General features: G+C 72.2%; 13 protein-coding genes and 2 tRNA genes. 5 read left to right on the forward strand and 10 right to left on the reverse strand.

Annotated elements, in window-relative coordinates; translation table 11 throughout:
- Window positions 1-24: 24 nt before the first annotated feature.
- Window positions 25-795: an ATP-binding protein gene (locus tag ACGFIW_RS12330; RefSeq protein ID WP_393313578.1), complete on the forward strand. Its 771-nt coding sequence runs from the start codon at window positions 25-27 to the stop codon at window positions 793-795.
- A 90-nt stretch (window positions 796-885) separates the two neighbouring features.
- Window positions 886-1,458, forward strand: a complete 573-nt coding sequence (locus ACGFIW_RS12335) for a DUF5709 domain-containing protein (protein WP_099848385.1) — start codon at window positions 886-888, stop codon at window positions 1,456-1,458.
- Between the two features lie 4 nt (window positions 1,459-1,462).
- Here the strand turns inward: ACGFIW_RS12335 and ACGFIW_RS12340 are convergent, their stop codons facing one another.
- Together ACGFIW_RS12340 and macS are read right to left on the reverse strand one after the other, a co-directional pair.
- Window positions 1,463-2,116 carry a response regulator gene (locus tag ACGFIW_RS12340; protein ID WP_393314052.1) on the reverse strand — a complete coding sequence of 218 codons (654 nt, stop codon included), beginning with the start codon at window positions 2,114-2,116 and terminating at the stop codon, window positions 1,463-1,465.
- 14 nt (window positions 2,117-2,130) lie between these two features.
- Entirely contained in the window at window positions 2,131-3,264 is a 1,134-nt protein-coding gene (gene macS / locus ACGFIW_RS12345) for a MacS family sensor histidine kinase (RefSeq protein ID WP_393313581.1), read from the reverse strand.
- Window positions 3,265-3,383: 119 nt separating this feature from the next.
- On the opposite strand from macS, the gene ACGFIW_RS12350 reads away from it, so the two are divergent.
- On the forward strand, window positions 3,384-3,839 hold the full coding sequence (locus ACGFIW_RS12350; protein WP_393313584.1) for an ATP-binding protein: 456 nt from the start codon (window positions 3,384-3,386) through the stop codon (window positions 3,837-3,839).
- A 144-nt stretch (window positions 3,840-3,983) separates the two neighbouring features.
- Here ACGFIW_RS12350 and ACGFIW_RS12355 read toward each other — a convergent pair whose 3' ends face one another.
- Entirely contained in the window at window positions 3,984-4,922 is a 939-nt protein-coding gene (locus ACGFIW_RS12355) for a ribose-phosphate diphosphokinase (RefSeq protein WP_393313587.1), read from the reverse strand.
- A gap of 77 nt (window positions 4,923-4,999) precedes the next feature.
- Here ACGFIW_RS12355 and glpK point away from each other — a divergent pair, with 77 nt between their 5' ends.
- The gene (glpK, locus tag ACGFIW_RS12360; protein ID WP_393313590.1) at window positions 5,000-6,484 is read left to right on the forward strand and encodes a glycerol kinase GlpK; all 1,485 of its coding nucleotides are present in this window, start codon (window positions 5,000-5,002) and stop codon (window positions 6,482-6,484) included.
- 16 nt (window positions 6,485-6,500) lie between these two features.
- Here glpK and ACGFIW_RS12365 read toward each other — a convergent pair whose 3' ends face one another.
- On the reverse strand, window positions 6,501-7,334 hold the full coding sequence (locus ACGFIW_RS12365) for a phosphoribosylaminoimidazolesuccinocarboxamide synthase (RefSeq protein WP_393313593.1): 834 nt from the start codon (window positions 7,332-7,334) through the stop codon (window positions 6,501-6,503).
- 137 nt (window positions 7,335-7,471) lie between these two features.
- Between ACGFIW_RS12365 and ACGFIW_RS12370 the strand changes: the two genes are divergently transcribed.
- Window positions 7,472-8,803 carry an ABC transporter substrate-binding protein gene (locus tag ACGFIW_RS12370; protein ID WP_393313596.1) on the forward strand — a complete coding sequence of 444 codons (1,332 nt, stop codon included), beginning with the start codon at window positions 7,472-7,474 and terminating at the stop codon, window positions 8,801-8,803.
- A 61-nt stretch (window positions 8,804-8,864) separates the two neighbouring features.
- On the opposite strand, the gene ACGFIW_RS12375 is transcribed toward ACGFIW_RS12370, so the two are convergent.
- The 6 genes from ACGFIW_RS12375 to ACGFIW_RS12400 all read right to left on the reverse strand — a co-directional run bounded on the left by ACGFIW_RS12375 (window position 8,865) and on the right by ACGFIW_RS12400 (window position 12,583).
- Entirely contained in the window at window positions 8,865-9,119 is a 255-nt protein-coding gene (locus ACGFIW_RS12375; RefSeq protein WP_393313599.1) for a hypothetical protein, read from the reverse strand.
- Window positions 9,086-10,699, reverse strand: coding sequence for a LamG-like jellyroll fold domain-containing protein (locus ACGFIW_RS12380; protein WP_393313602.1), 1,614 nt, complete (start codon window positions 10,697-10,699; stop codon window positions 9,086-9,088). Before ACGFIW_RS12380 ends, ACGFIW_RS12375 begins: the two co-directional genes overlap by 34 nt.
- 94 nt (window positions 10,700-10,793) lie before the next feature.
- Window positions 10,794-10,870 (reverse strand) — tRNA-Met (locus ACGFIW_RS12385).
- A gap of 168 nt (window positions 10,871-11,038) precedes the next feature.
- Window positions 11,039-11,112 (reverse strand) — tRNA-Met (locus ACGFIW_RS12390).
- 84 nt (window positions 11,113-11,196) lie between these two features.
- Complete coding sequence (locus ACGFIW_RS12395) at window positions 11,197-12,084, reverse strand: hypothetical protein (RefSeq protein WP_393313605.1); 888 nt, start codon at window positions 12,082-12,084, stop codon at window positions 11,197-11,199.
- A complete protein-coding gene (locus tag ACGFIW_RS12400; RefSeq protein ID WP_393313608.1) occupies window positions 12,074-12,583 on the reverse strand; it encodes a SigE family RNA polymerase sigma factor in 510 nt (169 codons plus the stop codon). Before ACGFIW_RS12400 ends, ACGFIW_RS12395 begins: the two co-directional genes overlap by 11 nt.
- Window positions 12,584-12,718 lie beyond the last annotated feature (135 nt).

Genomic DNA, 12,718 nt, shown 5'->3' on the forward strand with positions numbered 1-12,718 from the left:
ACCGACGCGCACACTGGGGCGATCATGTCGAGCTGTCTGGTGACCATCGACGACTCGTCGGCGGTGGTCCGGCTGACGGGCACCCTCGACGCCGCCGGAGCCGAATCGGTACGCGCCGCGCTGCTCGCCTGCCTCTGGGACCGTCCGGGCCAGGTGGTGGCCGACGTGACCGGCCTGCGGGTCAGCGAGCCGCGGGCCTGGGATGTCTTCGCCGAGGTTCGGCGGGAGGTCGCCGACTGGCCGGCGGGGGATCTGCTGCTGTGTGACCCGAGCGCCGACCGGCCCGACCAGGCGAGCACCGCGTTGGCCGGCGGGTCGGCCCGGTCGATCACGACGGCCGGCGTACCAGCCTGGCCAACGCTGGACGGCGCGCTGGCCGCGGTCGCGGCGGTGCCGCTGGCGGGGATGCTCAGCACGCCGCTGGCCGCGACCGTGGTAGCCGCCCGGGAGGCCCGCGAGCTGGTCACCACCGGCTGCCGCACCTGGGGCATGCCGACACTCACCGACCCGGCGGGCATCGCGATCACGGAGATGGTCAACAACGTGGTGGCGCACGCCCGGACCTCGATGACCGTGCGGCTGGCCGCCCGGGACGGCGCCCTGCACCTGGCGGTCCGCGACTACTCCTCGCGTCGGCCGACGTTCGCGGGGTTGTCACCGCCGACCCGGGTGGGCGGCCGGGGCCTGCTGCTTATCGACACGGTGGCCCGTCGCTGGGGCAGCAGCGCCCTACCGGACGGCAAGGTCGTCTGGTGCGTCCTGCACCCGGACGACGAGGCCGGGGCTTTCGACTGACGGGGCGTTTCGCCGTCGGTGCCGGTTTCGGCAACGGTACGGCCGGCGGTGCCCCGGTTACGGCGGGAGGGCAGCGGGTAGTGATCAGACATGCGCGACAACGAGTACCCGACCCCCGTGTCCGACACCGAGGCGCAAGGTCTGCCCGACACCGCCGATGACGACTCGACCGCCAACGACGACGTCCTCACCGGGCGCGAGGCGGACGGCCCGGACCCGGCCCAGCTCCCCGGCGACCGGACGCCGGTGGCGGTGGACCGGTTCGGGACGACCGCCGAGGAGCAGCTCGACGGTGAGTCGTTGGACTACAAGCTCGACCGCGAGGTCTACGAGCGCCCGGCGGACGACCCGCTGGCCGGAACGATCGACCCGAAGATCGCCTTCGAGGCGGACAATCTGGAAGCCGCAGCGGAGGCCCAGCTGGACGCCGACGTGATGGACCCGGGGCCCACCTCGGATCCGAACTCGCCGGTCTCCCTCTACGACCACGGTCAGCTCGGCACGGTGGCCGACGCCACGGTGGGTCGACTGGTGGAGCCGGACGAGGGGGCGCACACCGACCAGGAGACCGACTCGGTGGCGTACGACGCCGGTTCCGCCGGCGGCGGGGCGACGGCCGAGGAGTTGGCCATCCACGAGACGGAGCCGCCGCGCTCGGTCTGACCTCTCAGTCGTCCAGGCCGCGTTCGATGGCGTAGCGGGTCAGCTCGACCCGGTTGTGCAGTTGCAACTTGCCCAGGGTGTTCTGCACGTGGTTCTGCACGGTGCGGTGCGACAGCCCGAGCCGCTGCGCGATCTGCTTGTACGACATCCCCTTCGCCACCAACCGCAGCACCTCGGTCTCCCGGTCGGTGAGCCGGGGCGTCGCGGGCTCCGCGCCGCCGGCCGGGTCGGTGCCCTGCCCCGGCCCGGCGGCCAGCCGCCGGTACTCGCCCAGGACGAGCCCTGCGAGGCCGGGGGTGAAGACCGCGTTGCCGGCCGCGGTGCGGCGGACCGCGTCGAGGAACTCCGCGGGCGCTGTCGACTTCACCAGGTAACCGGTGGCACCGGCCTTGACCGCGTCCAAGACGCTCTGTTGTTCGCCGCTGGCACTGAGCATCAACACCCGCACGTCGGGCAGTGCCGCGCGTAGCCCCAGGATCACCTCGACACCGGAGATGTCCGGCAGTTGCAGGTCCAGGACGACGACGTCGGGCCGGGCGGCGGCGGCCACCCGGATGGCCTGTCGCCCCTCGCCGCTCGTCGCCACCACCAGGAACCCGGCCTCGGTCAGGTCGCGGGCGACCCCCTCCCGCCACATCGGATGGTCGTCGACGACCATGACCCTGGTCTGGTTCACCGCCCTGCCCTCGGCACGGTCAGCTCGATCTCGGTGCCGGCGTCGGGGGCGGACACGATCCGAACGGTCCCGCCCAGGTCGGACACCCGCCCCCGGATGGACTGGGTCACGCCGAGCCGGCCCTGAGCGGCGGCCTCGGCCAGCCGGCCGTCCGGGATGCCCGGCCCTTCGTCACGGATCGACACGGTCACCGTCGCCCCCTCGTCCTCGATCAGCACCCAGGCCCGTCCACCGGCATGCCGGCCCACGTTGTCCAGGGCCGCGCCGGTCGCGGCGGCCAACTCTCCGGCCACCCGGCGCGGCAGCGGGACCGGGGTGGCCGGGGCGGAGAGCGCCACCGCCGACGACGCGTACCGGTTGAGCAGGGTTCGCAGGTCCACCGCCTCGGGGCCGGCCGGGAGGCTGGCGACAGCCGGGCCGCCACCGGCGATCAGCGCCCGCAACGCGGCCTCCTGCTCGCCGGCCAGCCGGGCCAGCTCGCCAGCCTCGCCGGGCAGGTCCGCGCCACGCCGCTGCACCAGCGCCAGCACCTGGAGCACCGAGTCGTGGATGTCGCGGGCCAGTCGCTCCCGTTCCCGGGTGGCGGCCTCCAACTCCACCGCGCGTTGCAGTCGTTCCTCGGCGCCCGCCGCGAGCCGGGCCACGTGCCCGACCACCACCCCGGCGAGCAGCATCAGGATCACCCCGGTGAACGAGGACTGGCCGATCCGCTCCCGGGTGGCCAGGTCCGCGCCGGCGACAAGCAGCGCCGCTACCGTGCCCCGCCGCCGGCCGCCGGAGACGGCCCAGGCCAGCACCGGGCCGGCCATCCAGGCGACCCCCATGGTGGGTACGCCGTGGGTGAGCGCCGTCCGCCCGACCACCCACGGGGTGGCCAGCACGACGGCCAACACCACCCCGAGATCGGCAAGCAGCAGCGGCCAGCGCCGCCAGGCCGGCCGCGCGTATCCGATCGCGGTCGCCCCCGTCCAGACGATCATCAGAAGGACCAGGGCGGCGACGGCGTACGGGTGGGCGTACCGGTCGGCGTCGCGTACCGCGAGCACGCAGACGTACGCCAGGGACGCCATCCGGAACACCGCGAGCGCACGCCACAGCGGCACCTCGAACCCACCCGGCGGCGACGGCATGGCGGTCACGATGCCACACGCGGCAAGGAGCGCGGCGAGCAGCGAGTGCGGTTCGGGAAACCCTGACGTACGGTGGAAAAGCCGCGAAAGACTCCGAGATCCGCCGCCGGGACAGGGCCATGACGAATGCAGATCCGCACGCACCGCGTACGGTGGGGCCCATCGAACCTGCCCTCCTGATCGCCGACGCCTTCGACCAGGCCCAGGTGACCGAGATTCGACACTCGGTCACCTCCTGTGCGCATGCCGCCGGGCTCGGCGGTCAACGGCTTGACGATTTCGTGCTCGCGATCAACGAGTTGATTACCAACGCCGTGCGCCATGGCGGCGGGCGGGGGTGGCTGCGGCTCTGGCACGAGTCGGGCCTGCTGGTGTGCGAGGTCGCCGACCACGGGCACGGGATCAGCCCGCAGCGGTTGGGCGACCGCAGTCGACCCGCCCCGGACACCGCCGGAGGCTGGGGCCTGTGGCTCGCCCGCGAGCTGACCGACGCGATGGAGGTCGTCACCAGCACCGCCGGCACCACAGTCCGCATCACCACGGGCCTAACCACCCAAAACCCCACCCCGCACTAACCCCCACACCCCCACCCCCGCGCCCCCACCCCCCCACGACCCGCGCGATCTTGCACTTTCTGCCCCGACAAATCACCCCGAACACCCTCATCTCGGCGACACAAAGTGCAAGATCGCGCGGGTTACGGCGAACTCCGGGAGCCGTTAGGCGAAGAGGGCGGAGACGGATTCTCCGTTGTGGATTCGGCGCATCGCCTCGGCCAGGGCGGGGGCCACCGACAGGACCTGTAGTGCGGGGACCCGCTTCTCGGCCGGGATGGGCACCGTGTTGGTGCAGACGATCTCCAGGACGCCGTCCTGGTCGCTGAGCCGCCGCAACGCGTCGCCGGAGAAGAGCCCGTGCGTGCAGGCGAGCCGGATCGAGCGGACCTTCAGGCCGCGCAGATGCTCCATCAGCTCGACAACCGTGCTGCCCTTGGCGATCTCGTCGTCCAGCACGATGACGTCCCGGTCGGTCACCTCGCCGATCACCGCACTGATCTTGACCAGGTCGTCGCTGAACCGCTGCTTCGCGCCGGCCGCGACCGGCGTGCCGAGCAGCCGGGCGAAGGCCGCCGCCTCCTTGGCGTTACCCAGGTCGGGTGAGACCACCACGGTGTCGCTCAGGTCGTAGCGCTGGAAGTGGGTGGCCAGCTCACGCAACGCGTGCAGGTGATCCACGGGAACGCTGAAGAAGCCGTGCACCTGCGGCGAGTGCAGCGTCATCGCCAGCACCCGGTCCGCCCCGGCCGACGTGAGCAGATCCGCGACGAGCCGAGCGCCGATCGAGATCCGCGGCGCGTCCTTCTTGTCGGAGCGGGCGTACGCGTAGTGCGGCAACACCACCGTGATCCGGCCGGCGGACGCGCCCCGGGCGGCATCGATCATCAACAGCAACTCGACCAGGTTTTCCTGGACGGGCGGCACCAACGGCTGGATCAGGAAGACGTCGCGCTCCCGGCAGTTGGCCTGCAACTGCACTTCCAGACAGTCGTTCGCGAATCGGGAAACCCGCACCGGGTGCAGCGGCACCCCGAGGTGGGCACAGATCTCGGCAGCCAGGTCGGGATGGGCGGTTCCACTGAAAACGGCGATGTCACGCACGTTCGCACATGGTAGGCGAAGCGCAGGCCACCGTGACGCCGGTCGCTCCGCGCCGCCGGTTTGGGTACGGTGCTGCGGTGACCCCCCAGTACGTCGCCGCCATCGACCAGGGCACCACCTCCTCGCGGTGCATCGTCTTCGACCGGGCCGGGGAGATCGTCGCCGTGGCCCAGCGCGAACACCGGCAGATCTTCCCCCGCCCCGGCTGGGTGGAGCACGACGCCGAGGAGATCTGGGACAACGTCCAGCAGGTGGTCGCCGACGCCCTGCGAGCCGCCGGCACCGACGCGACCGGGCTGGCCGCCGTCGGCATCACCAACCAGCGGGAGACCACTGTCGTCTGGGACCGGGCCACCGGCCGCCCGGTGGCCAACGCCATCGTCTGGCAGGACACCCGGACCGGGCCGCTGCTGCGCGAGCTGGCCTCGGCGTACGGTGAGGAGCGGTTCCGGGCCCGCACCGGCCTGCCGCTGGCCACCTACTTCGCCGGGCCGAAGCTGCGCTGGCTGCTCGACGAGGTCGACGGCCTGCGCGAGCGCGCCGAGCGCGGCGAGGTGCTCTTCGGCACCATGGACAGCTGGCTGATCTGGAAGCTGACCGGCGCGCACGTCACCGACGTGACGAACGCCAGCCGGACCATGCTGATGGACCTCACCACACTGGACTGGGCGCCGGAGCTGCTGGACGCGGTGGGCGTGCCGGCGGCGATGCTGCCGGAGATCCGCTGCTCCGCCGAGGTGTACGGCACGGCGGGTGGGGTGCTCGCCGGGGTGCCGGTGGCCAGCGCGCTCGGCGACCAGCAGGCCGCCCTGTTCGGGCAGACCTGCTTCCAGCCGGGCGAGGCGAAGTGCACCTACGGCACCGGCAGTTTCCTGCTGCTCAACACCGGGGCCAGCCCCGTCCCGTCCACGCACGGCCTGCTCACCACTGTCGCGTACCGGATCAAGGACCAACCTCCGGCGTACGCCCTGGAGGGCGCGATCGCGGTCACCGGCTCGCTGGTGCAGTGGCTGCGCGACAACCTCGGGCTGATCTCCACGGCCGCGGAGGTGGAGGAGCTGGCGCGCACCGTGGACGACAACGGCGGCTGTTACATCGTGCCGGCGTTCTCCGGCCTGTTCGCCCCGCACTGGCGCAGCGACGCGCGTGGTGTGATCGCCGGCCTGACCGGCTACGTCACCAAGGGGCACCTGGCGCGGGCGGTGCTGGAGGCGTCGGCGTGGCAGACCCGCGAGGTGGTCGACGCGATGGACGCCGACTCCGACGTGGCGCTGCGCCGACTTCGGGTGGACGGTGGGATGACCGCCAACGGGCTGCTCATGCAGTTCCTCGCGGATGTGCTCGACGTGCCGGTGATCCGGTCCCGGATCACCGAGACCACCTGCCTGGGCGCCGCGTACGCGGCCGGTCTGGCGGTCGGCTTCTGGCCGGATCTGGCCACCCTGCGGGCGCAGTGGCGCTCCGACGCGCAGTGGGAGCCGGCGATGGCCCCGGAGCTGCGCGAGCAGGAGCTGGGCCAGTGGCGCAAGGCCGTGCAGCGCACCCTGGACTGGGTGGAGTGATGGCCGGCCCGGGCGGTCACTCCCAGCGGTTGCCGGTCAGCTTCTCGTACACCTCGACGTAGCGGGCGCGGGTCGCCTCGACCACCTCGTCCGGCACGTCCGGTGCCGGTGCCTGCTTGTTCCAGCCGCCGTCGGTGGCCCAGTCCCGCACGTACTGCTTGTCGTAGGAGAACTGCACGCGGCCCGGCTGGTACGACTCGGCCGGCCAGAACCGCGACGAGTCCGAGGTGAGCAGCTCGTCGGCGAGGACCAGGGTGCCGTCCGGCGCCCAACCCAACTCGATCTTGGTGTCGGCGATCAGGATGCCCCGGTCGGCGGCCAGCTCGGCCCCGCGCCGGTAGACGTCGATGGTGATCTGCCGCAGTCGTTCCGCGGTGGCCTGGCCCACCGTGTCCACCACCTGGTCGTACGTGATGGGTTCGTCGTGTTCGCCCATCGGCGCCTTGCTGGACGGCGTGAAGATCGGCTCGGGCAGGATCGACGCCTCGCCGAGCCCTCGGGGCAGTGCCACGCCGGAGACGGCGCCGGTCTTCTCGTACTCCCGCAGGCCGCCGCCGGTCAGGTAGCCGCGAGCGACGCACTCGATCGGGAGCATGTCCAGCCGCTGGCAGCGGATCGCCCGCCCGGCGAACTCGGCGGGCACGTCGGTGGCCGAGATGACGTGGTTCGGCACCAGGTCGGCGAGCTGCTCGAACCACCACAGCGAGAGTGCGGTGAGCAGGCGACCCTTGTCCGGAATCGGCGTCGGCAGCGCCACGTCGTAGATCGAGATGCGGTCCGAGGCGACCAGGATCAGGTCGTCGCCGTCGGCGTAGACGTCCCGAACCTTGCCCGAGTGCAGAAGTTCCACGCGCCCTAGTACACCACGCGACATCGGAGGGCCTGATTCGACCACCCGCGCCGGGGGTGGCCGGACGGACGTTGACACCTTCGTGCGCTCCCTGCGTGAATGGTCCCGCCGCACTCCCGCAGGTCCAGGAGACCCCCGTGCCCGTTGTTCCACCCCCGATCGACCGCCTCGGCGCCGACCCGGGCCGGCGCCGACTGCTCACCGCGCTGCTCGGTGCACCCCTGCTCACGTCCGGTGGGCTGGCCGGATGCAGCGACGGGGCCGACACGTCGACCCAGGACGGGCCGGTCGAGCTGTCGGTCTTCTGGTGGGGCGGGACCAAACGGGCCGAACTCACCGAGAAGGTGCTGCGGCTCTACTCGGATCGCAACCCCCGGGTCACCTTCCGGGTCACCTGGCAGGGCACCGACGGCTACTACGAGCGGCTGGCCACCCAGGCGGCCGGCGGCAACGTACCGGACCTGATCCAGATCGACGACGTGGTGTTGACCGAGTACGCCCAACGCCAGATCATCCTCGACCTCACCGACCGGGTCGCCGACCACCGCCTCGATCTGCGGGGCCTGCCGGAGGGCCTGCTCCGCTACGGCACGGTCGAGGGGAGGACGATGGCCGTGGCCGGCGGGCAGACCCACGCCGCCGTGGTCTTCAACCGGGATCTGCTGCGGGACCTGAAGGTGCCGGAGCCGCGGGGCGGAATGACCTGGGCCGACTACGTCGCCTGGGCGGAGCAGGTCACCGAGGCCAGCAAGGGTCAGGTGGCCGGCACGGTGGACGCGTCCGGTGACCACCGGGCGCTCTGGCTGTGGCTGCGGTCGCAGGGCGGCGAATTCTACCGGAGCAACCAGCTCGGTTTCGGCGCGGACGAGCTGATCGCGTGGTTCGAGCTGTGGCAGCGGGCTCGCACCGCACGGGCCACACCGGGTGCCGCGCTCGTCGAGCAGGTCGACAGCAGGGAGCCGGCCCGACAACTGGTGGTGACCGGGATGACCGCGGCGTCGTTCGCCTGGTCCCATCAACTACCGGAGTTGCAGCGGCTCACCAAGGCCGAGCTGGGCGTGGTCGGCCTCCCCGGGCCGGCGGGCGCGCAGTGGGCACGCGCGTCGATGTACTGGGCCGCGTTCCGTGGCACCCGCCACCCGGACACCGTCACCGACGTGATCAACTTCTTGACCACGAACGGCGAGGCCGGCACCGTCCTCGGCCACGAACGTGGCCTGAACCCCAGCCTCGCCGTCCGCCGCTACACCGAGGGCAGCATCACCGACCCGGCCCAGCAGCGCGCCGCCGCGTTCGGCGCCAGCCTCGCCGACCAGCTCGGGCCCGCGCCGGCACCACCGCCGAAGGGGCACGCCAGGGTGCGTACCCTGCTGGTCGCCGCCGCGGAGAGCATCCGCGCCAAGCGGGCCGGCACCCGGGCGGCCACCTCGCGTTTCCTCTCCCAGGCCAATGCCGCGCTGACGGCGTGACCACCGGCGGTCGGTCGACAGCCCGCTGCCGTCGACCGACCGATGGGGACGGCCCGCCGGGTCAGTGTGGCGGACGGTTGCGACGGTTGCGGGTCAGACGCAGCACCAGGAACACGATGACCCCGACCACCACCAGGCAGCAGAGCAGGCTGAGGATGCCAAACCCGCCGCCGCCACGGGACCGCCGCCGCGCGGCCTCCACCACCACCTCGCCGGTGCCCGTGGACGCCCACGCCGCGACGGGCACGAAGACCGCCAGTACGGCCGCACCGAGGACCGTGCTCAGCCGGCCCCACCACTTACCGAAAGAAGACATGTGCCCATCCTCGCCGAAGGACGCAACCTGGGCACGTCGGTCCACGCCGAACCAGGGGACCGAGATCGTCCGGAGCACCCCGGACCCCGCGCCAGGGAGTCACAGGCGAGCTGGACGAGCTGGGCGCCCGCCAGGGTGGAGTTGTCCCGGAACCCGACGCACAGGTTGCTGTGCACCGGTCGCAACCGATAGCCCCACAGCGGCGCGGCCACCGGCTCGACGCGGAACAGTTGCCCGTGCCCGGCGGCGCAGTAGTCGTCGTAGAGGGGCGCGCGGACACTCACCGATCCGTTCCGCACCCCTGTGCAGCCGGGCCCGTAGACGTCGTGGTCGGTCGCGATCCGATAGGTGTCGCTCCCGGCCGCCACCAGAGTCATCCTCGGGAACTGGCTGCCGCACGACGGCTGCTGGTAGAGGTAGCCGCTGTCGCCACCCTCCTCGGTGAGGCACATGCCGCTGTGGACAGCACGGATCCGCACCGGTCCGGGGGTGACGGCCGGCGGGAGACCGAGGAGACCGGTCACCTCCGGCGCGGTGACGGCACGCGGGAGCACCCGCACCTCGTCGACGTCACCCGGCCAGAAATCGGCCGCCGAGCCGTCGCGCAGCCCCCGGCCCAGCACGAGGGCACCGGTGGCGGGCCAACTCGCCACGTGGCTCGCCGTGCCGGCAAGCGTCCCGTTGACGTACAGCCGCAGTTGGCCGGCAGCGGCGTCGAAGACACCGGTCAGGTGCGTCCAACTGTTGACGCCCGCCGACGAGGACACGGCCGCGTCCGTGGCCGCGCTCCCGCCCGGCTCGTCGACCCGGTCCATCCGGAAGGCCCACCGGCCGGTCGCGGCCTCGTAGCGCAGCCGGAACCGGCTGTTGTGCCGCCCGTCCTGGCCGACCGCGACGGCATCCCGACCGGCACCGGCGAGCCGTACCCAGGCCGACACGGTGAAGCTGGCGTCCCCCGCCACCACCGGCCCCGCCGTGTACGCCACTCCGGACGTCCCGTCCAGGCGCACGCCCCCGTCGCGCACATCCCGGTCGAATGCCGCACCGGGTGCCAGGTAGAGCGAGTGACCGTTCCCGCTGGCATCGGTGCCGACCACACCTCCCGACTCGTTCAGGTGCCACCACGCCTCCGGGCCGAACGGCTCGCCGGCCATCTCCTCGATGATCTTCTTGGGCGCCGCCGGGTAGTCGTAGAGCTGGACCTCGTCGAGCGAACCGGTCCAGGCGCCACGCGCGCCGGACACACCGTTCGCCTGGCCGACCAGGAGGGGGCCGGAGGCGTTCCAGGTGCTGCGGTACGGCGTACTGCCAGCCAGCCGACCGTTGAGGTAGATCCGCAGCTCGCCCGCATCGTGGTCGTACACACCGGCGAGGTGGGTCCAGGTGTCGAGTTGGGGAGCCGTGTTGGCCACCGCGGCCCGCTCCGCCGCCGCCGCGCCGTCCGCCTCGCGGAGCACGAACACCCAACGCTTGCCGCACTGGCAGTCGGCCCTCGACGTCCTGCGCGACTGCGGGTACGTCGACGACGACGACATCAGGGCGATCATGGCGGAGCCGACGCCGAGCCCGCCGGCTGCCATCCGCAACAGCACGTAGCTCAGACCAGGGGCAGGCTATCCACCTACGAGCAAGGGCCCGTCCCCAGAAAACTCTGGAGACGGGCCCTTTCCTGCGTGGTAGCGGGGACAGGATTTGAACCTGCGACCTCTGGGTTATGAGCCCAGCGAGCTACCGAGCTGCTCCACCCCGCGTCGACTGGTTAACCTTAACCCATCCCGTTCAGCGATGATCAGCCGGGGGTCGGCACCGGTTCCGGACGCCCGCGCCGGGTGCCGCGCCCAGTCGTCGCCGCCCAGTCATCGCCGCCCGCACAAGAAGAAGCCCGCCTCCCCGAGGTGCGGGAGACGGGCTTTCCTTTGTAGCGGGGACAGGATTTGAACCTGCGACCTCTGGGTTATGAGCCCAGCGAGCTACCGAGCTGCTCCACCCCGCGTCGGCTCGCTAACCGTAGCGCACCACCCCCGGGCCCCGCAAAACGACATCCGAATCCGCCGGGTAGCGATCCGGCACGCTGGGGTCAGCCAAGCCAGGCTTCGATGGCGGCCACGGCGAGGCGACTGTCCGCGTCGACCTGTGCACGCGGGCTGGACCCGGTCTCCCAGCCCTTCTCCCAGAGTGTGGTCACCACGTCGCCGACCCGGATCGCCCGGACCAGCCGGACCTCCTCCCCGCCGGTCGGGTCGCCGTTGCGGTCCTGAGCCGGCTTCCGCAGCTCGAACAGCACCGACTCGTCGCCGTACCCGACGTCGCTGAGCAGCCGCTGCCTGCTCGGCACCGGCGGGACCTGGAGACGCAGTGCCGGCTGCTCGGGGCAGTCGCGCACCGCCCGCCGCAGCTCCTCCAGCACGTGTGTGGCTCGCCCGGCCCGGTAGACGGTGATGGAGTGCGCGTAGGTGCCGTCCGGGTCGTTCCGCTGGGGCGTTTTCGGCAGCTTGAACACCAACAACCGGGTACGCCGGTGCAGGATCGGTTCGCTCGGGAGGTGGGCACCGCACAGGCCCGGCAACGCGGCCACGTCTCGGTAGTCCGGCGCGATGCCGGTCTGGTTGGCCGGCGGGAGCGTGAAGAACGCCCGATCCGGAATGCCGCCGGGAATCCGCGGAGACTCGGGGGTCGTACCCGGAGGTCGGCCCGGCGTGGCGGACGGCGACGGCGACCCGGCAGTCACGTTCGGCGCGGGAATCGTCGGTGTGCCGGCCGGCGGGGCGCCGGGCGTCGGCATGGCGACCACCTGGGTACCGATCACCACGCCGCCCACCAGCAACGCCGCAGCGAGGGCACCCCCGGCCGCGCGCAGCCGGGCCCGCCGGTCCGCCCGCCGCCGCAGCACGTCGGGAACGCCCAGGTCACCGGCATCGGCGTCGGCGGCGAGGCGCCGATACCACTCGGCAAGTTCACGCGACATCGCTGGTCTCCAATTCCATGTTGGCGAGATCGGGCAGCAGCGCGGCAAGCCGGGCCCGGCCCCGGGAGAGCCAGGACTTCACCGTGCCGACGGGCGCGCCGACCTCGCGGGCGATCTCTTCCACCGGCATGTCGAACAGGTAGTGCAGGGCCAACGCCTGCCGGTGGTTCGCCGGCAGTTGGCGCAGCGCCTGGAGCAGCAGCACGCTGTCCTCGTTGGGCGGCGGGGCCGCCGGTGGGGGCCCCGCCAACCGCAACGCCCCGCGCAGACCGCGCAGCCGACGCCAGCGGTCGGTCGCCAACCGCGCGACCACCAGCCGCAGCCACGCCTCCGGCGCGGGATGTGCCGCCAGCCGCCCCCAGTGCCGCCAGGCCCGGGTGTACGCCTCCTGCACCAGGTCCTGCGCCTCGTTGTGATCGCCGGCGACCGCATAGCCGTACCTCGCCATCCGCCGCGCCGTGCCGCGGTAGAAGTCATCGAAGCTCTGCGCGTCCCGCAAGACTGTTCCTCCTCGTCGCACACCGTCGACCTGAGGACGGCGGGCCGGTGTCGCAGGTTGCGGTCGGTCGGACCTTTTTCGGACGCGGCGACGGGCGGGCAGCCGGCCGACGACAGCGAAGCCCCCGTCGCGCGG

The organism is Micromonospora sp. NPDC048935, from assembly GCF_043197875.1.
Lineage (GTDB): Bacteria > Actinomycetota > Actinomycetes > Mycobacteriales > Micromonosporaceae > Micromonospora.

What these genes read in the sequence shown, in the direction of transcription:
- ACGFIW_RS12380 (WP_393313602.1), bottom strand. Translation starts at nt 10,699, where the DNA reads ATGGCAGCCGGCGGGCTCGGCGTCGGCTCCGCCATGATCGCCCTGATG.
- ACGFIW_RS12395 (WP_393313605.1), bottom strand. Translation starts at nt 12,084, where the DNA reads ATGTCGCGTGAACTTGCCGAGTGGTATCGGCGCCTCGCCGCCGACGCC.
- ACGFIW_RS12340 (WP_393314052.1), bottom strand. Translation starts at nt 2,116, where the DNA reads ATGGTCGTCGACGACCATCCGATGTGGCGGGAGGGGGTCGCCCGCGAC.
- ACGFIW_RS12335 (WP_099848385.1), top strand. Translation starts at nt 886, where the DNA reads ATGCGCGACAACGAGTACCCGACCCCCGTGTCCGACACCGAGGCGCAA.
- ACGFIW_RS12375 (WP_393313599.1), bottom strand. Translation starts at nt 9,119, where the DNA reads ATGTCTTCTTTCGGTAAGTGGTGGGGCCGGCTGAGCACGGTCCTCGGT.
- ACGFIW_RS12330 (WP_393313578.1), top strand. Translation starts at nt 25, where the DNA reads ATGTCGAGCTGTCTGGTGACCATCGACGACTCGTCGGCGGTGGTCCGG.
- ACGFIW_RS12350 (WP_393313584.1), top strand. Translation starts at nt 3,384, where the DNA reads ATGACGAATGCAGATCCGCACGCACCGCGTACGGTGGGGCCCATCGAA.
- macS (WP_393313581.1), bottom strand. Translation starts at nt 3,264, where the DNA reads ATGCCGTCGCCGCCGGGTGGGTTCGAGGTGCCGCTGTGGCGTGCGCTC.